Genomic DNA, 25,682 nt, shown 5'->3' with positions numbered 1-25,682 from the left:
AATTCCAGCGCGAAACGTTGGTTTACAAAATTCTGCTCTACGGAAATGTTGAGCAACAAAGGCGGGGCGGTGATCTGGCTGGTACCCGCCTGCCGCCTTGCCGCGCGTTGAGGCAGGCAAGGCGGCGCTGTTTGCCACTGGGAGGCAATGTCTTAAACGCCGCAACGGCGCTCAGTGAATGCGGTCTGGCTCGCTCCGCTCTCAGCTTCGAGATTTCTTGTTCACAAAGCTGAGGCTCAACACTGCAAAGATCAAAGCCCCCGTGCCGACCTGCTGCCAGTAGAAGTTCAAGCCGGTGAGGAGCAGCCCATTTGCAACGATGCTGAGAAGAAGGACGCCGAGGACGGTCCCCAACACGTTCGGACGTCCAAGCGGACTAAGCGTCGTGCCGATGAAGGTGGCGCCGATGGCGTTGAGCAGAAAGGCGTTGCCGGAGGAGGGAATATAGACAGTAACGGTCGCCGTCAGGATGAGACCGGCTGCAGCGGCGATGATGCCGGCTATCGTGAAAGTGATGGCGACGTGGCTGCGGATCGCTATGCCCGAATATCGCACGACGCCCGGCTGTATCCCCACCGCCAACACGACGCGCCCGAAGCGGCTGCGAGCCAACACGATTGCTGCCGCCGCGATGATGGCAACGGCGATCGCAAGCGGCACCGGAATTCCGCCGATCGTGCCGTGACCGAGAAAGCGGAACGCCTGGGGTACGCCGTTTGGCGGCAGATAGACCGGATTTCCGCCGTCGGTCAGCATCTGCTGTATGCTCCGGCCAATGAAAAGCGTGCCGAGGGTGGCCAGAAACGGCGATATGCCTATCCCGGAGATCAGCAGCGCATTGAACGCGCCGACAAGGCCGCCGGCGGCAAGTCCTGAAAGCGCGGCAATTGCCACCGGCTGACCCGCAAGCACGAGCGAAACGAAGGCGAAGCTTGCAAAATCCACCGAAGTCCCGACCGACAGGTCGATGCCTCCCGAGGAAACCGCAAACGTCATGGCGACTGCGACGATTGCCAGCAGCGTGAAATTGTTGACTAGGATGCTCTGCAAGTTGGCGACGCTGAGGAACGTTGGGGCAGCAGCGGAAAAGATGGCGAAGACGGCAACAAGCGCTAGCAACAGCCCGTAGCGCCCGAGGCTGGTAAGGAGGCGGGACGGAAGGTGGCCGGTCGCGGGTGTCGAGGTCGTTGATGGCATGGCTCAGCCCTCCTGCCGGCGAAGGAGCGTGGTTGCGGAAACGACGATGAGGATGAGGGCACCCTGGATGCCGCTTACCAGCGTGCTGGAGATGTTGAGAAGCTGGAAGCCATTGACCAGGAAACCCACCAGCAGCACCGACAGCAATGTGCCGGGGATCGTGGGCACCAGTCGACGCGAAAATACTGAGCCGAGCAGGGCCGTCACCACGACCGGCAGCAGCATCTCGCCTGACCCCGTCGTGCTGCCGCTGAGGTAGGAAACCGAAAGTACGCCGGCAATTCCGCCGCAAACGCCGGCGGCAATGAACGCGCCGGCGACAAGCCGGTTGACAGGAAGGCCGACAGCATGGGCTGCTTCTGGAAATTCACCGACCGCATAGAGCCTGAGGCCGAGGGGCGTGTATTGGACGATCGCCGCAACGAGTGCAGTAAAGCCGATGAGGACGTAGGCAAGAACCGGGATGCCAAAGCGATCGGCGGAGGACAGTAGGGATAGAAACGGCGTCGACGCGGGCAGTACCGTGTTTTGTGTCAGCACCAGTTCCAGGCCGGAAATGACGTTCATGACGGCAAGTGTTGCGAGCAAGGGCACGATGCCTGCCAACACGACGGCCACGGCATTGACGATGCCGATCAGCGCGCCTGTTGCCACCGCAGCCGCCACCGCAACGACATCGCCGTGGCCGAGTTGAATGAGGGTCGCGTAGACGGCGGCGCTGAGGCCCATGTTTGCGGCGAGTGACAAATCGATGCCGCCGGTAACGACGTTCGAGCCGCCGGCGATCAGCACGATGGTAAGACCAATCGCCAGCACACCCGATATCGCCGATTGGCCGAGCACATTGCCAATATTGCCGATGCTGAGGAAATAGGGAGCGGTCAGCGCGAAGGTCAGCAGGATCGCCGCGAAGGCGATGACCGATCCGCCTCTGAGCGCTGCGGCCGCAAAATTCTGGCCGAACTGGCGCGGCGCGGGCTCAGAGGCCTCGAAGCCGGCCTCGGGAAAATGGACTTCAGCCGACATGGCGCAGCACCTCCGCCGATCCGGTCGATTGCGCCAGCACTTCGTCCGGCGTCGTCTCGGAGGATAGGAATTCGCGAACGATGCGGCCGCGGAAGAACACGAGGATGCGGTCGGTGATCCCGACCAGCTCCGGCAGGTCCGACGACAAGACGATCACGCCCGCTCCACGCGCGGCAAGGTCGCCGATGAGATTGTAGATTTCGACCTTCGAGCCGATGTCGACCCCGACTGTCGGTTCGTCGAGGAGGTAGATTTCGCATTGGCGGCTCAGCCATTTGGCGATCGCCACCTTTTGCTGGTTGCCGCCGGAAAGGGTGCGAACAAGGGCATCCCGCCCTTCGGTTTTCACTTCCAGCCGGCGTATGAGCGCATCCGCCTCCGCGTGTTCACGCCCGCGGTTTAGAAACCCGAAGCGCGTGAAGCTGGAGAGCGCCGACAAGGTGATATTCTCGCCAACGCTCAGATCGAGCGCAACCCCGTGCCGACGCCTGTCCTCGGGAACTAGTGCAATGCCTCGACCAGCCGCCTTTAAGGGACTGACGGAGCGCACGGTGCCACCAGCAACGTCAATGCGGCCGGAGGTCGAGGTTTCCAGCCCAAACAGCGTGCGGATCAGTTCCTTTGCCCCCGAGCCAAGCAGGCCGGTAATGCCGAGAACTTCGCCTCGTCGCAGGGTCAGTGAAATATCGCTGTATTTCCCGGCCGACGTCAGGCCGTTCACGGTGAGGATGTCGTCTGCCAGAGCGACATTTCGCTTCGGGAACATGTCCTCGATATCCCGCTCGATCATCAGCTTGGCGATGGCCGTCGCCGTGGTCTCGGCAATCGGCAGCGATGCGACACTCTGGCCGTTGCGCAAGACTGTAACGTGGTCGCAAAGCGCCTCGATCTCGTTCAGATAGTGTGAGATGTAGATGATCGTGATGCCCTCGTCGCGCAGGCGGCGGATCAGGCGAAAGAGAATATCGGCCTCCCGGCGAACCAATGCCGCGGTCGGCTCGTCGAATACGAGCACTTTCGGCTGGTTGAGAAGCGCACGCGTGATCTGCACGATCTGCTTTTCGGCAGTGGACAACTCGCTGATGAGGGCGCTGTTCGGCAACCTTATTCCGAAATAATCGTCGAGGATTTCCGCTGCACGCCGCTGCATGGCGCGCCGGTTGAGAAACGGTGTTCCGGCAATGCGAATTTCGCGACCCAGGAAGAGCGCCTCACCAACCGTGAACGTCGGCACCAGCAACCGGTCCTGGTGAATGAAATGGATGCCGAGTTCTTCGCTAAGATGCGGCGTCAGCCTTTCAAAGGAGCGCCCATTGATCTCGATGCGGCCGCCATCAGGGTGATGCAGGCCGGCAAGAAGCTTGATCAGTGTCGATTTGCCGGCGCCGTTCTGGCCGACGAGGCCATGCACGGATCCACGCCGCACAAACAGCGATGCATCAGCCAAAGCCTGGGCGCCGCCAAAATGCTTGGAGATGCCCTCCAGTCGAATGATATCGCCGCCGCTTTCCGCAGCGCTGGACGTCGTCGCCATTTGAGGCTTCCTTTGGGAAATCAAAAGCGGTTCGGGCGATGAGGCCCGAACCGCTTACAGGGAGGATTTCAACCGATGCCGAGCTTCTTGGTGACCTCAGCGACATTCGTTTTGTTGGCGATCAAGGCCGGCACATAGGTTTCGCGCGGCAATGTCTGGCCCGCCAAGAGCTTGGCGACGTTGCGAATGGCCGTTCTGCCGATTTCTGCTGGCTGTTGCGCCACATCGGCGCCGGCAGGCGAGTTCGGATCGGCGACGAGTTGAAGCACTTCAGGACTGCCGTCGACGCCGTAGGTCCTGATCTCGGTGCGGCCGGCGGCGGCAAGCGCCTGCGTGGCCCCGAGCTGCGGGATATCCCAGGCCGACCAGATCGCCTTGATCGAACCCTTGTCGGGGTATTTGTTCAACAGCGCAGTGATCTGGGTGAAGGCATCCTGCACGGTGTTCGGAATGACATCGCGCAGCTCCGGCTGCAGGATTTTCACCTTGGGGAAGTATTTGACGACATTGACCAACTGGTCATAGCGGATCGCGCAGGGGGTAACGCCGTAGAAGCCGTTGAACGCGACGATATTGCCCTCGCCACCAATATCGGAGACCAGCTGCAAGGCCAGGTCCTTGCCGATGCCCCAGTTGTCGGAGGTCGTGTTGTTGAGTGAATTCGTCGAGCCGACGTCGACGGTCAGGACCGGAATGCCTGCGTCGCGCGCCTTCTTGAGCCAGGGATCGATGACGCTGAGCGTACCGAGGATCTGGACAATCGCATCAGGCTTCTGGGCAATGAGCGTCTGCAACTGCGAGACGAGCTTGCCGTCATTGCGACCAGCATCGACGGCGATCGGTTCTCCGCCGAGGCGTTTCACTTCGGCGATCTGGGCATTGTAAGCCTGCAGGTCGAAGAAATGATCAGTGCCGGTCGCGCTAATTGCGATACGCTTGCCCTTGAGCGACAGCTCTGCGTCGGCTGCTGCGGCCGGGCTGCGGGCAACCAGAGTTGCGCCGGCAACCGCGATGCCGGCCGCCGCCGACAGCTTCAACAGGTCGCGTCGGCCGATACCGCTTTTCGAATGTTCGTAGTCAATGTCCCGCTCTCCATAAATAATGTCTATAGAATATGTATATTTTTGATTGTGCCGAGGAACGGATTTCTAAAAAAGCTCTTCACTTGGGAAAAGTCGGATGGCCCGGCCCGCCACCCTCGGTCACTCCTTGGTCGGCTGGGTGAGTGATCTGGCGTGGCGGCGGCGGGAAAAGCTCAGTGGTATTTCTGTCGTTCGCGGCCGAGGATCGCCCGGGCGTCCAATCCGGCGATTGGCTGCGAAAGATCGGCAGGAATGTTTCCGGAGAGCTGAAGATCGAGATAGCGAGCGCAGCATACCCTGAGAAACGAGGTGAAATTGCCGAGGTCGTGACCGGCGTCGATCGATTCATGATGCAGGCGGGTGATGAGCTGAACGACATTCATTCCGTCCCGCTTTGCGATCTCTTCAAGCTTGGACCAGAAGAAGTTCTCCAGCCGCACGCTTGTCACCATGCCGTCGATACGAAGCGACCGCGTGGTGCTCTCCCAAAGCCGTGTATCGGCTTTGATAAACAGTTCACACATGACATCCTCCCAGTGCCGCTCTTTGCGAGCGGCACAGTTTACCAGCCCTCAAGCTGCCAGCACAGCCATAAACTGCTTGAGCCAGGCAGGATGCGCGGGCCAGGCCGGCGCGGTGACAAGCTTGCCGTCGGTTACTGCGTCGCTGATGGCTATCTCCGCATAGGTGGCGCCTGCGAGCTCGACTTCTGGTCGGCAGGCTGGGTAGGCCGAGCATATGCGCCCCTTGAGGACACCTGCCGCGGCGAGCAACTGCGCACCATGGCATATCGACGCCACTGGTTTGTCAGCATCGAAAAAATGCCTGACAGCCTTAAGGACATTCGGGTCGAGCCGCAGATATTCCGGTGCCCGTCCGCCGGGAATGACGAGGGCGTCGTAGTCGGCGACGCGGATGCTCTCGAACGTGGCGTTGAGCGCGAAATTGTGGCCGCGTTTCTCCGAATAGGTCTGGTCCCCCTCGAAATCGTGGATCGCGGTTGCGACCGTTTCGCCCGCTCTTTTCCCTGGACAAACGGCATCAACGACATGCCCGCAGGCCAGCAAGGTCTGGAACGGCACCATGGTTTCGTAGTCCTCGGTATAATCACCGGTGATCATGAGAATCTTGGCACTTGGCATTTCTGTTTCCTCCCTGAAACGACGGATGAAACATACCGAACCGCGAGCACATGCGGGTACTAAGGGGATACTACGATCAAATTTCTACAAGGTGAGCCGGGTCGTTCTCGCCATCTTTGACTGTCAGGCCCGATCGGCTTTGGTTCCAACGAGTGGGCGGGCTCATTTCCCGGCATTTGAGGCAGCTGCCACTGCCATCGGCCGTATCTTCTTACCAATGATGGCGGCTCACTTGAAAGCGGTGCGTACCAAACAAGGACATGCGACAATGTGAGCAAACTCTGATAAAGTCGTGATTGCCGGTTGCAGTTCAACGTTTCGGCGAGATTTGTCGGTACTCTTGGATCGCAAGCCGGGTCGCGGCTGAGGAGGAGGGCTGTGGCGGCTTTTGGCGTTACGGCTTATATTTGCGGCGAACATGCGCGCCTGAGGTCCAAAAATCGCATGCTCTGATTTCGCGAGCGACGCCTATTTCGGGATCGTCTTCGGAGTTCTCGCCATGCGAGCTCCGGGGCTGATGGTGCACCCTTGAGGAGGATAAGGATTGCGATGTGGTACCGTGCTCTTCCGATCTGTCTTTGCTTCGCCTTTCTTTTGCCGCTCGACGCGCATTCCGAGGATGGGGATGTTGCAGCAGGAGCCGTCGTGTTCAAGAAATGCGCCATTTGTCATGTCGCCGAGACGGACACGAACAAGGTTGGCCCTTCGCTAAATGGCGTGTTCGGCAGGACGGCCGGGACGCATCCCAATTTCAGCTATTCGCCGGCCATGCAGGAGGCAGGCAAAGGCGGTCTCGTTTGGAACGAGACGGTGCTTCGCGACTATCTTCACGCTCCGCAGGCCAAGGTGAAGGGCACGAAGATGACCTTCGTTGGGCTGAAGGATGACACCGAGATCACCAACCTGATCGCCTATCTGAAGCAATATTCAAAATAGGCCACGAACGGGGGCAGGAAATGGCTATCGTGCTGGTTCTCGTTCTGGTGGTGGTGGGATCCATTGGGTTCCATCTCGTCAGCCCGTGGTGGTGGACGCCGATCGCGTCAAACTGGAGTTATATAGACAACACGATCGTCATCACGTTCTGGATTACCGGCTTCGTGTTTGCCGTCGTCGTCTTGTTCATGGCCTATTGCGTCTTTCGCTTCAGATACCGGCCGGGAAACCAGGCTGCCTACCAGCCCGAGAACAAGCGGCTGGAATGGTGGCTTGCGGGAGGAACCGCGTTCGGCGTGGCGGCGATGCTGGCGCCAGGCCTGTTCGTGTGGAAACAGTTCGTTACCGTGCCTGCCGATGCCAGCATAGTCGAAGTGGTCGGGCAGCAATGGCAATGGAGCTTTCGGTTGCCGGGCCCCGATGGCCGGCTTGGCCGGTCGGATACGCGCGCTGTCACTGCGGATAATCCGCTTGGGGTGAACAGGAACGACCCCGCCAGTCTCGACGACGTGGTCATCCAGGGAGGCGAACTGCATGTGCCCGTCGGCAAGCCCGTCGAGGTCCTCTTGCGTTCGATCGACGTCATCCATGATTTCTATGTTCCCGAATTCCGGGCCAAGATGGACATGATCCCCGGCACCGTCACCTATTACTGGTTCACGCCGACACGGACGGGAACATTCGAGGTCCTGTGCGCTGAATTGTGCGGCGTCGGCCACCCTCAGATGCGCGGAACGGTGGTGGTCGATGACGAGACGGCCTATCGGACCTGGCTCCAGCAGCAGCCTACCTTCTCGCAGTCACTGGCATTGGTACAAAAGCAGGCGGCAAAGTGAACCCGCAAGCCGCACCGGGAGGAACACGGAGGACGTAGCATGGTCGACATTCCATCTGGCGCCGAAGACATCATCCGTCCCGCGGAAGTCGCGGACGTGGAGCTCTACCATCCGAGAAGCTGGTGGACGAGATACGTCTTCAGCCAGGATGCCAAGGTGATCGCCATCCAGTACGCCCTCACCGCCATCTCGATCGGCATGGTGGCGCTGGTGCTGTCCTGGCTGATGCGCCTGCAGCTCGGATTTCCAGGCTATTTCTCCTTCATCGATGCCGAACATTATTATCAGTTCATCACCATGCACGGCATGATCATGGTGATCTATCTGCTGACGGCGCTCTTCCTCGGCGGTTTCGGCAACTATCTCATTCCATTGATGCTCGGCGCCCGCGATATGGTCTTTCCCTATGCGAACATGCTGAGCTACTGGCTCTATCTGCTTGCTGTGCTGCTGCTCGTTGCCGGCTTCTTCGCGCCGGGCGGCCCGACCGGGGCCGGCTGGACGCTATACCCGCCGCAGGTGCTGCTTTCCGGCACACCGGGCGGGCGCGACTGGGGCATCATCCTGATGCTGTCGTCGCTGATCCTGTTCATCATCGGGTTCACAATGGGTGGGCTCAACTATGTTGTGACCGTGTTGCAGGGACGTGCCCGCGGAATGACGCTGATGCGGATGCCCCTGACCGTCTGGGGGATCTTCACCGCGACGGTCATGGCACTGCTTGCCTTTCCCGCCTTGTTCGTCGCCTGCGTGATGATGCTGTTCGACCGGCTGCTCGGCACCAGCTTTTTCATGCCTTCCATCGTTGAGATGGGCGAGCAGCTGAAGCAGGGCGGCGGTAGCCCTATCCTTTTCCAGCACCTGTTCTGGTTCTTCGGCCACCCGGAGGTCTACATCGTGGCGCTGCCCGCCTTCGGCATCGTCTCGGACCTCATCAGCACGCATGCTCGCAAGAATATCTTCGGCTACCGAATGATGGTCTGGGCGATCCTCATCATCGCGGCGCTGAGCTTCGTTGTCTGGGCGCATCATATGTATGTGAGTGGCATGAACCCAAATTTTGGATTCTTTTTCGCCACGACAACGCTGATTATTGCCATCCCGACGGCGATCAAGGTTTATAACTGGGTGCTGACCCTCTGGCGCGGCAACATACATCTCACCCTGCCGATGCTGTTTGCTCTCGCCTTCATCGTTACCTTTTTGAACGGCGGGCTGACTGGACTGTTTCTCGGCAATGTCGTCGTCGACGTGCCGCTCTCCGACACGATGTTCGTCGTCGCGCACTTCCACATGGTGATGGGTGTGGCGCCGATCATGGTGGTTTTCGGGGCGATCCATCATTGGTATCCAAAAGTGACCGGGCGCATGCTGAACGAGGTGATGGGCCATATCCACTACTGGATAACCTTCCTCGGAGCCTACGCGATCTTCTTCCCCATGCACTATCTCGGCCTGATCGGCGTGCCGCGCCGCTATTACGAGCTGGGGGAGACAGCCTTCATTCCGCCATCCGCGCACACGCTGAACGAGTTCATTACCATCGCCGCGCTGATCGTTGGTGCCGCGCAGGTGCTGTTCCTGTTCAATCTCGGCTGGAGCCTGTTCAGGGGCAAACCGTCCGGTGGCAACCCCTGGCGCGCTACGACGCTCGAATGGCAGACGCCGCAGACGCCACCCGTGCACGGCAATTGGGGCAAGGAATTGCCGGTGGTCTATCGCTGGCCCTATGACTACAGCGTTCCCGGGGCGGCCGAGGACTTCATTCCGCAGAACCAGCCGGATAGCGCGGTTCTGTCAAGAGGTGCGCCGACATGAGCGCTATCCTTATCTTTCTGGCGGTCCTTGCCTGCATCATCGGCTGGTGGATGACACGACAGCGGCTGACGGCAAAGCCTTGGCTCGAAACAGGACGAGCTGGAGAGATACAAACCACCCAGGGCTCACCATTGCCAACTGCAAAGATCGGTCTTGGCATTTTTCTGGCCGTCGTCGGCGCCTTGTTCACGCTGTTTATCAGCGCCTATCTGACCCGCAGCGCGGAGGCCGACTGGTGGAGCATACCGATCCCGCGGCTGCTCTGGGTCAATACGGCAATCCTTGTCGCCAGCAGCGTGGCGCTCGAATGGGCGAAAGCAGAAGCTCATCGCGGGCGAAGCGAGACCGTGACGACCGCTCTTTTGGTGGCGTTGGTCACGGCCGTCCTTTTCCTTGTCGGCCAGGTGGTGGCGTGGCGGCAGCTCATGGGGGCGGGCTATGTGCTTGCCGACAATCCGGCAAACAGCTTCTTCTATATGATCACCGGAATGCATGGGCTGCACATTCTCGGCGGGCTGTTCGTGCTCGGCCGGACGACGAGGCGCGCGTGGAGCGGTATTTGGCCGGAGAAGCTCCCGCTGAGCGTCGATCTATGCGCGACCTATTGCCACTTCATGCTGTTGGTCTGGCTGGTGCTCTTTGCGCTCTTTGCAGGCTGGGGCAACAGTTTCGCCGATCTTTGCCGGCAATTGGTCACTTGAGGAGTTTGGACGATGAATGAAACCGTGCAAACTGAGACCAGCCAAACGCTGCCGCGGCCCGCCGGGCTGCGCGGCGTCGCGGCAGATCTTTCGTCTGACCAGAGGGCGTTCAAGAACGTCTCCTGGGGCAAGGCCATGATGTGGATCTTCCTGTTGAGCGACACATTCATCTTCGGCTGCTTTCTCCTTGCCTATATGACCGCCCGCATGTCGACGACCGTCCCCTGGCCCAATCCCAGCGAGGTCTTTGCCCTGACGATCGGCGGCAAGGAAATCCCGCTGATCCTGATCGCCTTCATGACCTTCGTCCTTATCAGCAGCAGCGGTACGATGGCGATGGCGGTCAACTTCGGCTACGGCCGTGATCGACGCAAGTCTGCCGCACTGATGCTGGCAACCGCAGCGCTCGGCGCCACTTTCGTCGGGATGCAGGCTTTCGAGTGGACGAAGTTGATCGGGGAAGGGGTGCGACCCTGGGGGAACCCATGGGGCGCTGCGCAATTCGGCTCGTCGTTCTTCATGATCACCGGCTTTCACGGCACCCACGTCACCATCGGTGTTCTGTTCCTGTTGATCACCGCCCGCAAGGTGTTGCGGGGGGATTTCGATAACGAAAGGCGGGGCTTTTTCACCAGCAGGAAGGGCAACTACGAGATTGTCGAGATCATGGGGCTCTACTGGCACTTCGTCGATCTGGTATGGGTATTCATCTTCGCATTTTTCTATCTATGGTGAGGAGCGCATCATGAGCCAATCGCAGGCACATTCCGGGCAGCAACATCCGATCAAGCTCTATCTCGTGGTCTGGGGCCTGCTCTTTGTCCTCAGCACATTCTCATATCTGGTGGATTACCTCGGCTTCCAGAGTTATCTCAGGTGGTTTTTGATCCTGCTGTTCATGATGCTGAAGGCGGGTTTGATCGTCGCTATTTTCATGCACATGGCGTGGGAGCGGCTGGCTCTGGTCTATGCGATCATTGTGCCTCCGGTTCTCGTGCTCGTTTTCGTGGCGATGATGGTCTCGGAGTCCGACTACACAGCCCTTACCCGACTTGCCTTTTTCAGTACGGGGCAGTGAGGCAAAGTACCGCCGGAAACGAGTGGGTATTCCCGTGTCGCTTTACCCAGAGCTGCATCCCTGAGCCGGTCGCACGCCTCTTTATGAAAATTAATTTCATAAAATCAAGATTTCACACATTCAAGTTGACGCCTTCGAATTTTTGTCTCAACTTGACGAAAATAAATTACGTGAGTGGGAACACGATAGCATGAAAGTGGGAATTATCGGGCTTGGATTCCGGCTGGCCTACCTTGCCTATGTCTTCAACGCCATTGATGAAAATTTCGAGATCGTCGGTTACGTCGATCCGGAGCCCGCAGGGCTCCCCGAGCTTGTCGAAAAGAAGATTTCCGTCGGCAAATCCTATGCATCGCCGCAGGAGCTGATAGCGGGGGAAAAATTCGATCTGCTGATGATCGGTTCGCCGAACCACATGCACCTCGATCACATCCGGATTGGTCTTCAGGCCGGTCTGAAGGTCTTTTGTGAAAAGCCGGTTGTCACAACAATCGAAGACAGCATCGCGCTTGCCCGCTTGATGGCAAAGTTCGGCCACGAGCGGCTGATGGTCGGCCTCGTATTGCGGTATTCGCCGATGTACCGCGACCTGCTTGCCGCGCAGGCAACCGGCGTGCTTGGCAACGTCGTCTCCATCGAAGCCTCGGAGCATATCTATCCTTACCACGGCGCGTTTTTCATGCGCGACTGGCGTCGATACGAGAAGTATTCCGGCAGCTTCATGCTGGAAAAGTGCTGCCACGACCTCGATCTTTATAACGGCATTGTCGGCGTTCGGCCGGAGCGGGTGGCAAGCTTTGGCGGACGGCGGAGCTTCATTCCGGCCAACGATCCTCGCAACGATGGGATCAACGACATGACCATGTTCTATAGCAAGCCGTCCGGCTGGAAGGGCTCCGACAAGGTGTTCGACAGCGATGGCGACATCATCGACTACCAGGTAGCGATCGTCGAATATGCCAACGGTGTCGGCATGAATTTCCATACCAACCTCAATGTTCCCGACCAGTTTCGCCGCTTTGCGATCATGGGCTCGCGCGGCATGGCCGAGGGCGACTTCATTCGCGGCTATCTCGATGTTCACGAGGTTCTGACTGGCGCGAAGGTCGTCGAGAAGAAATACGCCACGCGCACCGAACTTTCCCAGCATTACGGCGCTGACGAGCAGATGGCCGCCGACCTTATGGCCCATGTGCGAACCGGCCAGCATCTTCCTGTCTCGACCCTCAATGCTCTCGAAGCCGGCATCCTCGCCCTTGCCATGGACGAAGCACGCTCGAAGCGAACCATCGTTGATCTCCGGCCGGTGTGGGATAGCTTCGACGAAGCGCTCCATGCCCGTGCGGCTTGAGGAGTGCGGGAAGGATGAACAGTCAACGCAGTAACGTCTTATTCGCCTGGCTCCTGCTTCTTCCCGCATTGCTTTATGTTCTGGCAATCGTCGCCTGGCCGTTGGTGGCGACGATCAACCTGTCCTTCACCGACGCGGCGCTTAAGAAGACGGTCAACTGGGTCGGCTGGGACAACTACGTCAAGATCTTCCACGCCGGCTTCAGCACGATCATCGTTCGCACCTTCGTGTGGACGTTCTTTTCTGTGCTGTTCAAGATGATCATCGGCACCTGCGGTGCGCTTCTCTTGAGCGTCGCCTTGCCCGGCCGGACGATCTTTCGCGTCCTGACGCTGATGCCGTGGATCGTGCCGATGGCCATCGGTATTTTCATGTGGGGCTGGATGTATAACGGCCAGTTTGGGATGATCTCCGGTCTGCTGCAGCGCTTCGGGCTTGTTGACGGTCCCGTCGCCTTTCTCGCCTATGGCAGCACCGCATTCTGGGCGACGATCATGACGGACGTCTGGATCGGCACGCCGATGGTGACATTCTATTTCCTCGCTGCGATCCAGTCGATTTCCAAGGACCTCTACGAGGCAGCCTGGGTGGATGGTGCGAGCCGCTTCTATCGTTTTCGTCGCATCACCCTGCCGCTGATGGTGCCGGCTATCCTGACCATGTCGATGATCTCGCTGATCTCGACATTCAACTCCTTCGACATCATCTGGATTTTGACCCATGGCGGCCCCAGCGGCGAAACCACAACGATGATCATCGATACCTACAGGACCGCAATCGGCTCCTACAAGTATGGCGAAGGGTCTGCGCGCGCCGTTCTGGTGGCCATCTGCCTTGGCATTTTCTGCTTCTTCTATTTCCGCGTCATCAACCGGCTCACCGCCGCCGACAGCAAGTAAGGGGGCAGCGTCATGATGATCGACAAATTCCGCTGGCACGAAAAGATCGGCATCTATCTCGGCACCTTCGTCTTCCTGTTTTTCATCATGGGCCCTTTCATCGAAGGCTTTCTGGTGTCCCTGAAGCCGATATCACTGCTGTTTTCGTCGCCCTATCACTTCTGGCCGGAAAACGGGTCGTTCGACGCCTATTTCACCATCTGGACCACGGTGCCGCTCCTGTGGCGCTACATGCTCAACGGAATTTTCATCGCGACCGTCACCACCTTGCTTGGCCTGGCGTTGATCATTCCGGCGGCCTATGCGCTGTCGCGCATCGAATTTCGCGGCCGCGGCATCATTCTCGGGATGTTTCTATCGGTGAACATGTTCTCCGGCGCCGTGCTGATTATTCCCCTGTTCCGGTTGATGCGCACCATCGGTGTTCTGAATACCTACCTGGCGATGATCATCCCGGGGGCAGCCTTTCTGCTTGGAACCGGCATCTGGCTGTTGCGCGCTTATCTGATGCGAATTCCGAAAGAATTGGAGGAGGCGGCCTTCGTGGATGGCGCCGGCCGGCTCTATATCCTGCGCCGGATCATCCTGCCGCTTGCAGGGCCTGGCGTGCTGGTGGTGGCAATGTTCTGCTTCCTAACGGTCTACGCGCAGCAGTTCATCTATGCACTGACCTTCAATTCGAAGTCCGAATACATGCCCTTGTCCGTCGGCCTGTTCGGGTTTTTCGGACGGCAGGAGGTCGCCTGGAACGAGCTGATGGCAGCAAGCTTCGTCGGCATCGCGCCGGTGCTCGTCGTTTTCATTTTCCTGCAGCGCTATCTCGTCGCCGGCCTGACGGCCGGTGCCGTGAAAGAGTGAGGCCAACGTGTCTCGCCAATAACCAAGAGTAGAAGACTACCTAACCAGAGTGGAAGGAAAAAACGAAATGCCTCTGCATTCCAAGATCGTAATGGGCGTCTTCGCCGCCCTACTGTCGACGACGTCGATAGCGCTTGGCGAAGACAAGGTCATCAACTTCATCCAGTGCGGCGACTCGGTCGATCCGACCTATCCGCCTTTCATCTCCACCTGGGAGAAGGCAAACGCCGGCTACAAGGTCAACATCGAACCGGTTGGCTGGGATCAGTGCCAGGACAAGGTGACGACGCTGGCAGCCGCTGGCACACCGCCGGCGCTCGCCTATGTCGGATCGCGCACGCTGAAGCAGTTCGCGAGCAACGATCTCATCATCCCGGTTGCGATGAGCGATGCGGACAAGGCCGCTTACTATCCGAACATCCCGGAAACAGTGACATTCGAGGGCAAGCAGTGGGGTGTTCCGGTCGCTTTCTCGACCAAGTCCTTCTACTGGAATAAGGACCTCTTCAAGCAGGCAGGCCTCGACCCGGAAAAGCCGCCGACGACCTGGGCTGAAGAGCTTGCAGACGCCAAGACCATCAAGGAAAAGACCGGCATTGCCGGCTTCGGCGTCGTCGCAAAGACCTATGACAACACCATGCACCAGTTCCTCCACTGGGTTTATACCAACAATGGCAAGGTGCTCGACGCCGACGGCAAGATCGTGCTCGACAGCCCCGAGAATCTCGAGGCTCTGACCGCGCTGAAGGCGATGGTGCCCTATGCCGAAGAGGGTCCGACGGCCTACGAGCAGAACGAAGTGCGCGCCATCTTCCTCGACGGCAAGATCGCCATGATCCACGCTTCCGTCGGCGCTGTTAACAAGCTCAAGGACGCAAAGTTCAAGTGGGGCGTCGCCAACCTGCCGCTCGGCCCGCATGCCAAGGGCCCGGGCACGCTGCTCATCACCGACAGCCTTGCAATCTTCAAGGGTAGCGGCGTGGAGGACAAGGCGACCGATCTCGCCAAGTTCCTCACCAACCCGGAAAACCAGTTCGTCTATGAAGTCTCCAACGGGCTGACCCCGCTGCGCCCCGTTCCCGGCGTCAAGGATCTGGTCTCGAAAGACCCGAGCTGGCAGCCCTTCCTCGACGGCATCTCCTTCGGCGGTCCGGAACCTCTGTTCCTTGACTACAAGGGCTTCCAGAACACCATGATCGAAATGGTCCAGTCTGTCGTCACCGGCAAGACGGAGCCAGCCGTCGCTCTGAAGAAGGCAGCCGCCGATCTGGAGCAGTACAAGTAATCCAGTTTCCGGGGGCGGAGAGATCCGCCCCCGGAGCTGATGATGACAAATTGGAGAGCATAGCGTGGACCGGCTTCACCTCAATCATATCGTCAAACGCTACGGCATCGCTGAAATCCTGCACGATATCAATCTCGAGATTCAGGATGGCGAATTCGTCGTGTTCGTCGGGCCGTCGGGTTGTGGCAAGTCCACTCTTCTTCGTTGCATTGCCGGTCTGGAAGAAATCAGCGGCGGCGACATCCTGATCGACGGAAAAAGGGTCAACGACCTGCCGCCGGTCAAGCGCGGCATTGCCATGGTCTTCCAGTCCTATGCCCTCTATCCGCACATGACCGTGTTCGAGAACATCGCCTTCCCGCTGCGCGTCGAGAAGATGCCGGAGGATAAATTGAAGGCGAAAGTCGACAACGCGGCTCGCATTCTTCATCTCGAGCAGCGTCTGCAACAGAAACCCGGCATGCTTTCGGGCGGCCAGCGCCAACGCGTTGCCATCGGCCGTGCCATCGTCCGCGAGCCGAAGATCTTCCTTTTCGACGAACCCCTGTCCAACCTCGATGCCGCCTTGCGCACCGACATGCGCATCGAGCTTGCCAAACTGCATCGCCAGCTCAAGGCGACAATGATTTACGTCACCCACGACCAGGTGGAAGCGATGACGATGGCCGATCGCATCGTGGTGCTCAATGCCGGTGAAATCGCCCAGACCGGCGCGCCGCTCGAGCTTTATCACAAGCCGTCGAATATCTTCGTGGCTGGCTTTATCGGCAATCCAAGAATGAATTTTCTGCCCGTGACCTGCAAGAGCGTTGGCCCATCCGGCATCGAGATCGACTACAAGGGCCAGACGGCCCTGCTGCCGGTCACGCCCCGCGAAGGTCTGGTCGGCAAGGCATTGACCCTCGGCATTCGACCGGAACACATCAACATCGGCTCGGGCGAAATCACCATGACGATCGTGCCGACCGTCATCGAGCGGCTGGGCGCGCAGACGGTTGCCTATGCGGCGCTCGACGGGGAAGGCGAGAATTTCTGCGCGACCTTGCCTGGAAGCGTTCCGATCCGCGCCGACGTACCGCTATCGGCGGGTCTGAATGCGGCCGATTGCCATCTGTTCGACGATGCGGGGATTGCGTTCGAACGCCATGTCGAACTGACCGACATCGACATGAACCTGCTTAATCCGTCGACCGCGGCTTAGGCCGCGCCGGCGGCGCGACGTCATAATTTACCAGACGAGGCCGCGCGCCGCGACCTCTTCCACTCGTGTTACAACGCCGTCGCGGTGAAACACCATCGTGTCGAACAGGTTCGAGATCACACAGGTGTGGTTCGGGATAATGCGGATCTTTTCGCCGATCTCGGGGCGCTTGCCGTTGCAGCGCGACAGGTCGATGACGCCGTGCTCCTCTGATAGTCCTGTGATGACGCCTTCGGGATAGCCGACGACGGTGCCGAAGTCGGCAAAGCCGAGAAGGTCGGATGTCAACGACTTGGAACCGGCGTCGATCACCGCGCGGTCGGCGGTCGGACGCGAGACGACGGTGGCGAGCACATGCATCGCGCAGTCGTCCTCGGTGCAGTGGCCAGCGCGCACCATCGAACGATCGTTGTAGATGTAGGTTCCGGCACGATGTTCGGTGGCGGAGGTCACGAGGTGGGCGTCGAAAAGGCTCGGCGTACCACCATTGCTGACGACGGGGCAGTCGATGCCGGCGGCCTTGAGGAGAGCCAGGGTCTCGCTTGCAAATCGCTCGACCTCGGCCGCGCCACCTATCTTCGGATAGGTCAGGAGGCCGCCGAAGACGAGGCTGGGGGCTGCTGCTATACGGGCGGCGAGCGCGGCAGCTTCGGCAGGCGTCTGGACGCCGCAGCGTCCGCCGCCAGTATCGCATTCGACAAGAACCGTCAGCGGTTTGCGCGAGGCAAAGTGCGCGGCCAGGCCGTCCACCGTCACCGCGCTGTCGGCAACGACCTTGAGCGCTGCGATCCGATCGTTGAGAGCTGCAAGGCGGGCAAGCTTCTCGGCGCCAAGGATGTTGAATGTGATCAGTATGTCGTCGAACCCTGCAGCAGCAAAGACTTCCGCCTCGGTGATCTTCTGGCAATTGATGCCCCGGGCTCCGGCGGCAATCTGGGCAGCGGCAAGCGCCGGTATCTTATGGGTCTTGATATGAGGCCGGAAATTCAGGCTATGCTTGTCCATGTAGGATTGTACGCGAGCGATGTTTGCCGCAAGCCGGTCCTCATCGATGATCGGCCGGGGCGTCGAAAGATCGGAGACTTTGTCGCCCGGCTTGGCGATGATGGCGAAATCTTCGTTATGGCTCATTTCAAGATGCCCCGTGTTCGTTTGCATGAGGATTGGCAATCATCGGCCAGATGTCCTTCCTTGCGCGGCGATAGGGCGTCTTTGCCGGATTGTTCGGGTAAGGCGCGCCTGCTGCGCAATAGATAATCTTCGCCGCCATCTTGGAAAAGGACGCAAAAAAGTGGTTGGTCGATTTGATCACAAGGATCTTCTTCGACGTCGGATCGATGCCCATCACTGAAAACAGGCTGGGATCGAAACTTTGCGCCCTGGTCGAATTCAATATTATGTCGATGCCGTTGAGAACGATATGCGCGGCGTCGCCAAAAGGAGCGAAGCTTTCGCCGAAGCGCATCTCGGCATTTAGAACGAGCTTCACGATGGTGACGATGCCATCCACCGGATTTCCGGTCCCCGGCGCCGACTTGGCGCCAAAACGCAGCGGAATCTCCGCACCTTCTCCCGCTGCCATGCAGATCTTGACGGCCATGGGGTCCCATATCGTGCCGATAGCTGTGTCGGTCGCGCCTTTTGCCAACAGCTCTTCAAGAAGCACGGTGGCATCGCCGGCGGTACCGCCGCCGGGATTGTCCCACATGTCAGCAATGACGACCGGCCAGGATGCGGCAGCGAGCGCTTCGCCGACGGCCTGCTTTTCATCGATCTGCGGCATGATGAACGTGCCCCGTTTCGAAAACAGCTCGAGGCCGAGTTCGCGCGCAAGCATTGCGCCCTTTTCCGGTTTGTCGTTGGTGACGACGAGAAGCTTGGTGCCCATGTCGGGCACGTCGCCTGCCATGAAACCATGGATCACGGAAATCGAAAGAACGTCCGCATCTTCCTTTTCGATCTTCATGATCTTGTCGACGAAGGAGCGCATCGGATCCCGCGAGGTCGGATAGACGTCGATCATCAGGCAATCGAATACCGACATGACGGGTTTTATCCGGCCTTCCAGCGTGTCGACCGTGATGCGCCAGAGATCCTCTGCCCGCTCGACGAAGTCCGTATGCGGAAATTCCTTGAAATAGACGAAGATATCGGCCGCCTTGAGGCGCTTGGCTGTCAGGTGGCTATGGGGGTCGAGTTCGGCGGAGATGAGAACGTCCGGCCCGACGATCTCTCGCACGCGGGCAAGGATATCGCCTTCGGTATCCTCATAGCCCGCCGCGACCATTGCACCATGCAGGCCAAGCACGACCGCGTCCACCGGCAGCGCCGCCCGCAATTGCCCAAGCACCTCGTCACGCAAACCTTCGTAAGTTGACCGGCTGACCAACCCTGCCGGGTCCGCCCAGGCCGCGGTGCCTTCGATCAGCTCCCAGCCCTTTTCCGCGGCAACCTTGCGTCCCACTGTTATCGGCGCCGTACAGAGCGTCGGCGTCTCGGGATGCTCGCCCGGCCGGGCATAAAGAGACGCCTCGAAAGCCCGCCGATCCACGCAGATGGGGGAGAAGGTGTTGGTTTCGGTGGCGAGGGCTGCCGTAAATATGCGCAATGCAATTGCCTCCGTGCTGAAACCGGTTCAACCCATTGGATTGGGGAGATAGCCGGTGAAGCCGGAAATCTTCCAGCGCCCCGCGTGAAGGCGGCAATAATAAAGTGTCTGCCACTGCATCACATCGCGGCTGCCGTCGGCCTTCGTCAGGCCGCCATTGAACTTCTTGCGAACGAGTGCTGCCTCGCCCTTAATCTCGATGTCTTCCAGCGTCGTGGTGGTAAAGATCGCCGCGCGCCTATCCTCGGCAAAGGATTGCGTCGCGAAATCCTTCGCCTGCCTCAGCCATTCGTCGCGATAGGCGGCAAGCGTCGGGAACGCCAGGCACCAATTGTCCGGACTGATTTCGCGCTTACCGTCAATGCCGATGAAGCCGTCTTCGACGAAATCATCCGCAACCATGGACCAGTCGGCGGCGAGAAATGCGTCGATATCGCGCGGCACCAGCATCTCCCAAATGGCGTGGCGAGCGGCGTCGGACGAAGGGAAAGGGTTTTGAAAGGGATCGCGCATGTTTCCTCCCAGATTGAAATTCTTTTCATAAATAACGTTTTTCGCTGGTCAAATTCCGCTTTCTATGGTCATTTGTCAACTTATCAAGAAAATAATTTGCAGGAAACGGCAATGCCCATCAAGCGTTATGGCACGGGTCAAACGGGCGCAGGAGGCAAGTCGTTGCCGTTTGCGCGGGCTGTCGAAGCTGATGGCTGGCTGCATGTGTCCGGGCAGGTCGCCATGGAAAACGGCGAGATCATCGATGGCAACATCATTGCGCAGACACACAAGACCATCGCCAATGTCTTGGCGATCCTGAAGGAGGCCGACTACGGCGTCGAGCACATCGTCAGGGTCGGCGTCTGGCTGGACGACCCACGCGATTTCTGGAGCTTCAACAAGATCTATCAGGAATATTTCGGTGAGCACCCGCCGGCGCGCGCCTGCGTGCAGTCGTCGATGATGGTGGACTGCAAGGTGGAAATCGACTGCATCGCGTACAAGCCGAAAGGCGCATGACGCCGGACAAAATCGGCGCATCGTTGGGGGAGCGTGTAAATGGACATTTTCTCTACATTGCAGGAAGAGAGGGGGCGGTTTTCCCAATCTGAAAACCGCATCGCCGACATCATTCTCAACGACTTCGAATTTGCCGTGAATGCCTCGATCATCGGCCTTGCCGAAAAAGCCGATGTCTCGCCGCCAACCGTTACCCGCTTCTGCCGGCGCCTCGGCTGCGACAGCTTTTCCGATTTCAAGATCCAACTGGCCCGCACCGCTCATGTCGGCGTGCGCTACCTGAAGCCGGAATCCAAGAGCACCGATCCCGCCGACGTCGCGCGCGATATCGTCGAGAAGGCGCAGAACGCGCTTTTTCTGCTGCACCGTTCGCTTGATATGGCAGCCGTCGCGCAGGCGGCGCAGCGAATCTCACAGGCTGAGATGATCTATGCCTTCGGCTCCGGCGGCAATTCGTCGATGGTTGCCAACGAATTTCAGAACCGGCTCTTTCGCTTCGGGCTGCATGTGACCGCCAGTTCCGATCACAGCATGCAGTTGATGATGGCGGCCGCTGCAAAGCCGACTGACGTGTTGATCGGCTCGTCCTTTTCCGGGCGCAATGCCGAACTCGTCCGGGCGTTCACTCTCGCGCGCGAATCAAAGGTCCCGACCATCGCGCTGACCCAGAGCGGCAGCCTGGTGGCTGAGGCCGCCGATATCGTTGTGCCGATCGATTTGCCCGAAGGCAATAACATCTATCGTCCCACCTCGACGCGCATCGCCTATCTCGCCGCCGTCGATATCCTTGCCAGCCTCGTTGCCTATGCGATCCAGCCCAAGGCGACGATAACGCTTCGGCGGATCAAGCAACAGCTTGTCACGCACCGCGACGGTGATGACCGTCAACTTCTTGGAGACTGAGAATGCAGGCCGCAAAGACAAGCCCCGGAAGCGGAACGATTGCGATCGTAACAGGCGGTGCAGGCGACATCGGCCGGGCGATCGCCGCCCGGCTCGGCGAGGACCATGACATCATCCTCCTCGTCGATATCGATCTTGCTGCGGCAGAAAAGGCTGCAAGGGATCTCGGACCGGAAGGGCGTTTCGTGGCCGTGCGCTGCGACATCACCGATGTGGAGAGCGTCGCCGACATGGCAGCGCGCGCCCGGGCTCTCGGGACTGTGAGGACGCTTGTCAACAATGCCGGTGGTGCCCACGCCGTCAGCCTGCACGATACGACGCCGGAAATTTGGCGGTCCGACAATGTTCTCAATCTCGAGGCCGCATTTCTCTGCTTCCGCGCCGTCGAGGACATGCTGAAGGCATCGAAGGGCTCGCTGATCAACATTTCCTCGGTGAACGGCATGAACGTCTTTGGTCATCCCGCCTATAGTGCTGCCAAGGCCGGCCTGCTGCATTTCACCAAGCTTGTAGCGGTCGAATACGGAAAGTTCGGCATCCGTGCGAATGCCGTAGCGCCAGGCACGGTGCGAACTCAGCTCTGGGAGGCCCGTGCTGCAGCCAATCCCAATGTCTTTGAAGAGGCGCGCCGCTGGTATCCACTTCAGCGGGTCGTCGATCCCGTCGATGTCGCCAATGCGGTCGGCTTCCTCGCGAGCCCCCTGGCCGCGGCGATTTCAGGCGTCTGCCTGCCTGTCGATTGCGGGCTTACCGCCGGTCAGGCGGAGCTCGCCCGGACCTTTTCTCAATCGGACCACTATTGAAAGCCAATGAAAACGAGAGGATCAGATATGCAACCGGCTTCCTATCGCCTGGAAAGTACTTGGCAACCGGATGGCGGGCCGAACGGCCGCTTCACCTTCATGGTTTTCAATCTTTCCGACACGCCGCTTTCAGGCTTCCGTCTGGCCTATACCTCGTTGACGCGGGTCATCGATCCAATGGCATGCGGCAATGCCACTTTCCTGCGGCGGGACGCCAACTTTCACGAATTCGCACCGCCGCAAGGCTTGGTCATCGAGCCCGGTAAGAACTGGACCTTCACCGTCAGCGGCCTGCATCGTCAGGCGCGCCATTGCACTGACGGCGCCAAGTCCGCTTATCTGACGCTGGCTGGCGGCACGCATGTGGACGTTGCCGTCTCGGACCTTCTGCTGGAGGGCCGCGTCAGCGAGCCGCCGCCGGTTCTCCTGCCGCAAGGAGAGCTCGATCTGCCCTTTGCGCTGCAGCCCTGGCCGGCCGAGATCGACGCCAAGCCGGGGGAAGGCTTCCCGGTCGTGCTCTATCCAGCAGAGGGCAGTTCTTTCGAAGAGGTCAGCACCGTATCGACCGCGATCGCCCATTTCCGCCGCCTTTTCGAGAGCAGCCATGTGCCCTTCAATCTCGCCGCGGCGCCGCAAGGTCGTCCCATAAGCTTTGTCAGCAATGCCGGCATTGCCAAGGAAGGCTATTCCCTCAAATTTTCGCCCGACGAGGTAAGCCTTGCCTATTGCGATGACGCCGGCCGGCTGTATGGTCTGATCTCGTTGGCGCAATTGCTGCATGGTGCGCGCGCCATGCCTGACAAATTTTGCTTCCCCGTCTCCGGCACGATCATCGACAGGCCGCGCTATGGCTGGCGCGGATGCCATCTCGACGTTTCCCGCCAATTCTATCCAGTTGGCGATGTCCTCAGGCTGATCGACATAGTCGCCTGGTTCAAGCTCAACATCTTCCATTGGCATTTGAGCGACGACGAGGCCTGGCGCCTGGAGATAAAGGCCTATCCGTCACTGACCACGACCGGCGTCCTGCGCGGGCCGGACGAGCCTCTTTTGCCGCAGCTCGGCAACGGTGCTGCGCCGGTCGGCGGCTTCTATTCGCAGGAGGACGTAAAGGCCATCGTCGCCCATGCGCAGGCACTGAGCGTCGAGATCATCCCTGAGATCGATATCCCCGGCCATAATGCGGCAACTTTGGTTGCCCTGCCTGATCTGACCGACGGGCAGGAGGCACCCGAGAGCTATCACTCGGTTCAGGGCTATGCCAACAACGCCTTGAACCCGGCGGTGCCCTTCACCTACGAATTTCTCGAAAAGGTTTTCGACGAAATGGTCGAACTTTTCCCCTCCGACTATCTTCATATCGGCGGCGACGAGGTGGCAAATGGCTCTTGGCTTGCCTCGCCGCTGGCAAGGAAGCTTATGAAAGAGCAGGGGATTTCCGGCACCTTCGCCTTGCAATCCTACTTCCTCAAGCGCGTCAAGGAGATGCTGACGGCGCGCGGGCGCAAGCTTGCCGGCTGGAACGAGGTGGCCCACGGCGGCGGCGTCGGCGCGGCGGATACGCTGCTGATGGCCTGGGAAAACCCTGATGTCGGCATCGACCTTGCGCGAGAGGGTTACGATGTCGTTATGACGCCGGGCCAGGCCTATTACCTCGACATGGTGCAGGCGGAAGCATTCCAGGAGCCAGGCGCAAGTTGGGCTGGGACCGTGCCGCCCGCCCACACATATGCCTACGAGGCAGAGGGCGATTTCCCGGAAGAATTGAAAGACAGAATGAGAGGCGTGCAGGCCTGCATCTGGTCAGAGCATTTCCTTTCGCGCGGTTATTTCAATCGTCTGGTTTTCCCGCGTCTTCCAGCGATTGCCGAAGCGGCCTGGACGCCACGGGCAATGAAAAACTGGGAACGCTTTGCCGCCATCGTGCCGCTCAGCCCGAACCTTTAAGGTCCCTATCATGCGCGTTGCAGTTGGTGGAATTCACACGGAGTGCAGCACCTATTCGCCGGTGCTGATGGCAGTCGACGATTTCCGCGTCATGCGTGGCGCGAACCTCATCGGCTCGGATTATTTCAGCTTCCTGAAGTCGGATGGCATCGAGCATGTTCCGCTCATTCACGCCCGCGCGGTTCCCGGAGGACCGGTCTCGCGCCTGGCCTATGAAGCCATCAAGGCCGAATTCCTCGGACTGCTGAAAGATGCCTTACCGCTCGACGGACTCTATCTTGCCATGCATGGCGCGGTGAATGTCGAGGGAATGGATGACGCCGAAGGCGACTGGATTTCGGCTGCTCGCGAAGTTGTCGGGCCGGATTGCCCCGTTGCCGCAAGCTATGACCTGCATGGCAATGTCAGCCAACGGATCATCGACCAGCTGGACATCTTCGCCGCATATCGCACTGCCCCCCATATCGACGTTCGCGAGACCATGGTTCGTGCCTGGTCGATGTTGGTCGACGTGCTGAAGGGTGGCAAGCTGCCCGGTGTCGTTTGGGTGCCGGTGCCGGTGCTGCTGCCGGGCGAGTGCACCTCGACCGAGGACGAGCCTGCGAAGGGCATTTACCGGACCCTGCCGGAATTCGACAGGCAAGCCGGTATCCTCGATGCCAATCTGATGATCGGTTACGTCTGGGCCGATGAGCCGCGTGCGACCGCCTGTGCCGTTGTTACCGCTGTTGACAAGGTTGCGGCAACGAGGGCCGCCGAGCAAATCGCGCTTTCCTATTGGAACGCCCGCGAGGATTTCGGCTTCGGCCCGGTCACCGGCCCGCTCGATGAGATGCTTGATATCGCGCAGAAAGCTGTCACTTTTCCGGTCATTCTTGCCGATTCCGCTGACAACCCAACGGGCGGTGGCGTCGGAGATCGGGCCGATGTGCTGCGGGCGTTGATCGCGCGCAATTTCGAAGGCGCGCTGTTGGCCGGCATTACTGACCGGCCAGCCGTTGAAGCCTGCTTTGCTGCCGGCAAGGGCGCCAGCGTTGTTTTGCGGATCGGCGGCAGCCTCGACCCGGCAAGCTTGCCCGTCGAGACAGAGGCGGAGGTGACTTTTCTCGATGATCCGGGCACGCAGGCGGAACGCCAGGCCGTTGTCCGCCTGGGCGGCGTCACCGTGGTGCTCGCGGCGCGTCGGCGCCCCTATCACAACATCGGGGATTTCACCCGTCTCGGACTTGAACCCAAGGCGGTGCGGCTGCTCGTCGTCAAATCCGGCTATCTTTCGCCGGAACTTGCGCCGATTGCCAATCCCAACCTGATGGCGTTGACGGATGGCGTGGTCAATCAGGATATCGGGGGCCTTGTCAGCAAGCGCCGCGTGCGTCCTGTCTTCCCGTTCGACCGGAGCTTCGAGTACCAACCGAAGGCACGCTTCTCCGCGCGCTGGAAAGATTGACCAGCGGCTTTGGCGT

General features: G+C 59.5%; 25 protein-coding genes. 16 read left to right on the top strand and 9 right to left on the bottom strand.

The annotated features are described in order from the left end of the window. Positions 1-201: 201 nt before the first annotated feature. The 6 genes from AB4Z52_RS13480 to AB4Z52_RS13455 all read right to left on the bottom strand — a co-directional run bounded on the left by AB4Z52_RS13480 (position 202) and on the right by AB4Z52_RS13455 (position 5,981). Positions 202-1,197: an ABC transporter permease gene (locus AB4Z52_RS13480; RefSeq protein ID WP_442218424.1), complete on the bottom strand. Its 996-nt coding sequence runs from the start codon at positions 1,195-1,197 to the stop codon at positions 202-204. Positions 1,198-1,200: 3 nt separating this feature from the next. Further along, the gene (locus AB4Z52_RS13475; protein ID WP_442218423.1) at positions 1,201-2,223 is read right to left on the bottom strand and encodes an ABC transporter permease; all 1,023 of its coding nucleotides are present in this window, start codon (positions 2,221-2,223) and stop codon (positions 1,201-1,203) included. Beyond that, positions 2,213-3,757: a sugar ABC transporter ATP-binding protein gene (locus tag AB4Z52_RS13470; protein ID WP_442218422.1), complete on the bottom strand. Its 1,545-nt coding sequence runs from the start codon at positions 3,755-3,757 to the stop codon at positions 2,213-2,215. The genes AB4Z52_RS13475 and AB4Z52_RS13470 overlap by 11 nt, the downstream gene beginning before the upstream one ends. Before the next feature lie 68 nt (positions 3,758-3,825). Next, positions 3,826-4,839, bottom strand: coding sequence for a sugar ABC transporter substrate-binding protein (locus tag AB4Z52_RS13465; RefSeq protein ID WP_442218448.1), 1,014 nt, complete (start codon positions 4,837-4,839; stop codon positions 3,826-3,828). Between the two features lie 173 nt (positions 4,840-5,012). Beyond that, a complete protein-coding gene (locus AB4Z52_RS13460) occupies positions 5,013-5,363 on the bottom strand; it encodes a ribbon-helix-helix domain-containing protein (RefSeq protein WP_442218421.1) in 351 nt (116 codons plus the stop codon). Between the two features lie 48 nt (positions 5,364-5,411). After that, positions 5,412-5,981: a DJ-1/PfpI family protein gene (locus tag AB4Z52_RS13455; protein WP_442218420.1), complete on the bottom strand. Its 570-nt coding sequence runs from the start codon at positions 5,979-5,981 to the stop codon at positions 5,412-5,414. Between the two features lie 549 nt (positions 5,982-6,530). On the opposite strand from AB4Z52_RS13455, the gene AB4Z52_RS13450 reads away from it, so the two are divergent. From AB4Z52_RS13450 to AB4Z52_RS13400, 11 genes are all read left to right on the top strand, one after another. Further along, a complete protein-coding gene (locus AB4Z52_RS13450) occupies positions 6,531-6,917 on the top strand; it encodes a c-type cytochrome (protein ID WP_442218419.1) in 387 nt (128 codons plus the stop codon). Between the two features lie 20 nt (positions 6,918-6,937). After that, positions 6,938-7,753: a cytochrome c oxidase subunit II gene (locus AB4Z52_RS13445; protein ID WP_442218418.1), complete on the top strand. Its 816-nt coding sequence runs from the start codon at positions 6,938-6,940 to the stop codon at positions 7,751-7,753. Positions 7,754-7,792: 39 nt separating this feature from the next. Continuing rightward, positions 7,793-9,571, top strand: coding sequence for a cbb3-type cytochrome c oxidase subunit I (locus AB4Z52_RS13440; RefSeq protein WP_442218417.1), 1,779 nt, complete (start codon positions 7,793-7,795; stop codon positions 9,569-9,571). Next, complete coding sequence (locus AB4Z52_RS13435) at positions 9,568-10,272, top strand: cytochrome c oxidase subunit 3 (protein ID WP_442218416.1); 705 nt, start codon at positions 9,568-9,570, stop codon at positions 10,270-10,272. The genes AB4Z52_RS13440 and AB4Z52_RS13435 overlap by 4 nt, the downstream gene beginning before the upstream one ends. Before the next feature lie 12 nt (positions 10,273-10,284). Next, positions 10,285-11,007, top strand: coding sequence for a heme-copper oxidase subunit III family protein (locus AB4Z52_RS13430; protein ID WP_442218415.1), 723 nt, complete (start codon positions 10,285-10,287; stop codon positions 11,005-11,007). Between the two features lie 10 nt (positions 11,008-11,017). Beyond that, positions 11,018-11,350, top strand: coding sequence for a cytochrome C oxidase subunit IV family protein (locus AB4Z52_RS13425; protein ID WP_442218414.1), 333 nt, complete (start codon positions 11,018-11,020; stop codon positions 11,348-11,350). A 190-nt stretch (positions 11,351-11,540) separates the two neighbouring features. After that, on the top strand, positions 11,541-12,701 hold the full coding sequence (locus tag AB4Z52_RS13420) for a Gfo/Idh/MocA family protein (protein WP_442218413.1): 1,161 nt from the start codon (positions 11,541-11,543) through the stop codon (positions 12,699-12,701). A 14-nt stretch (positions 12,702-12,715) separates the two neighbouring features. Beyond that, positions 12,716-13,600 (top strand): carbohydrate ABC transporter permease, encoded by an 885-nt coding sequence (locus AB4Z52_RS13415; RefSeq protein WP_442218412.1) that lies wholly within the window; start codon positions 12,716-12,718, stop codon positions 13,598-13,600. 12 nt (positions 13,601-13,612) lie between these two features. Continuing rightward, the gene (locus AB4Z52_RS13410; protein WP_442218411.1) at positions 13,613-14,458 is read left to right on the top strand and encodes a carbohydrate ABC transporter permease; all 846 of its coding nucleotides are present in this window, start codon (positions 13,613-13,615) and stop codon (positions 14,456-14,458) included. A 67-nt stretch (positions 14,459-14,525) separates the two neighbouring features. Further along, positions 14,526-15,743: an ABC transporter substrate-binding protein gene (locus AB4Z52_RS13405; protein ID WP_442218410.1), complete on the top strand. Its 1,218-nt coding sequence runs from the start codon at positions 14,526-14,528 to the stop codon at positions 15,741-15,743. Positions 15,744-15,807: 64 nt separating this feature from the next. Beyond that, a complete protein-coding gene (locus AB4Z52_RS13400; protein ID WP_442218409.1) occupies positions 15,808-16,944 on the top strand; it encodes an ABC transporter ATP-binding protein in 1,137 nt (378 codons plus the stop codon). Between the two features lie 27 nt (positions 16,945-16,971). Here AB4Z52_RS13400 and AB4Z52_RS13395 read toward each other — a convergent pair whose 3' ends face one another. From AB4Z52_RS13395 to AB4Z52_RS13385, 3 genes are read right to left on the bottom strand one after another with little or no spacing between them, the layout of a single operon-like run. Beyond that, on the bottom strand, positions 16,972-18,075 hold the full coding sequence (locus tag AB4Z52_RS13395) for an alanine racemase (protein WP_442218408.1): 1,104 nt from the start codon (positions 18,073-18,075) through the stop codon (positions 16,972-16,974). A 1-nt stretch (position 18,076) separates the two neighbouring features. Next, entirely contained in the window at positions 18,077-19,552 is a 1,476-nt protein-coding gene (locus AB4Z52_RS13390; RefSeq protein WP_442218407.1) for a M81 family metallopeptidase, read from the bottom strand. 27 nt (positions 19,553-19,579) lie between these two features. Continuing rightward, the gene (locus AB4Z52_RS13385; RefSeq protein WP_442218406.1) at positions 19,580-20,065 is read right to left on the bottom strand and encodes a hypothetical protein; all 486 of its coding nucleotides are present in this window, start codon (positions 20,063-20,065) and stop codon (positions 19,580-19,582) included. 111 nt (positions 20,066-20,176) lie between these two features. Between AB4Z52_RS13385 and AB4Z52_RS13380 the strand changes: the two genes are divergently transcribed. From AB4Z52_RS13380 to AB4Z52_RS13360, 5 genes are read left to right on the top strand one after another with little or no spacing between them, the layout of a single operon-like run. Next, positions 20,177-20,566 carry a RidA family protein gene (locus AB4Z52_RS13380; RefSeq protein ID WP_442218447.1) on the top strand — a complete coding sequence of 130 codons (390 nt, stop codon included), beginning with the start codon at positions 20,177-20,179 and terminating at the stop codon, positions 20,564-20,566. A gap of 39 nt (positions 20,567-20,605) precedes the next feature. Further along, the gene (locus AB4Z52_RS13375) at positions 20,606-21,469 is read left to right on the top strand and encodes a MurR/RpiR family transcriptional regulator (protein ID WP_442218405.1); all 864 of its coding nucleotides are present in this window, start codon (positions 20,606-20,608) and stop codon (positions 21,467-21,469) included. A gap of 2 nt (positions 21,470-21,471) precedes the next feature. Continuing rightward, positions 21,472-22,272 carry an SDR family oxidoreductase gene (locus tag AB4Z52_RS13370; protein ID WP_442218404.1) on the top strand — a complete coding sequence of 267 codons (801 nt, stop codon included), beginning with the start codon at positions 21,472-21,474 and terminating at the stop codon, positions 22,270-22,272. A gap of 27 nt (positions 22,273-22,299) precedes the next feature. Next, positions 22,300-24,219, top strand: a complete 1,920-nt coding sequence (locus AB4Z52_RS13365; protein ID WP_442218403.1) for a beta-N-acetylhexosaminidase — start codon at positions 22,300-22,302, stop codon at positions 24,217-24,219. 10 nt (positions 24,220-24,229) lie between these two features. Next, positions 24,230-25,666 carry a M81 family metallopeptidase gene (locus AB4Z52_RS13360; protein ID WP_442218402.1) on the top strand — a complete coding sequence of 479 codons (1,437 nt, stop codon included), beginning with the start codon at positions 24,230-24,232 and terminating at the stop codon, positions 25,664-25,666. Positions 25,667-25,682 lie beyond the last annotated feature (16 nt).

The organism is Rhizobium sp. 2YAF20 (assembly GCF_052114685.1).
Classification (GTDB): Bacteria; Pseudomonadota; Alphaproteobacteria; order Rhizobiales; family Rhizobiaceae; genus Rhizobium.
The sequence above is the reverse complement of the archived record's forward strand: the minus strand, read 5'-3'. Positions and strand labels throughout refer to the sequence as shown.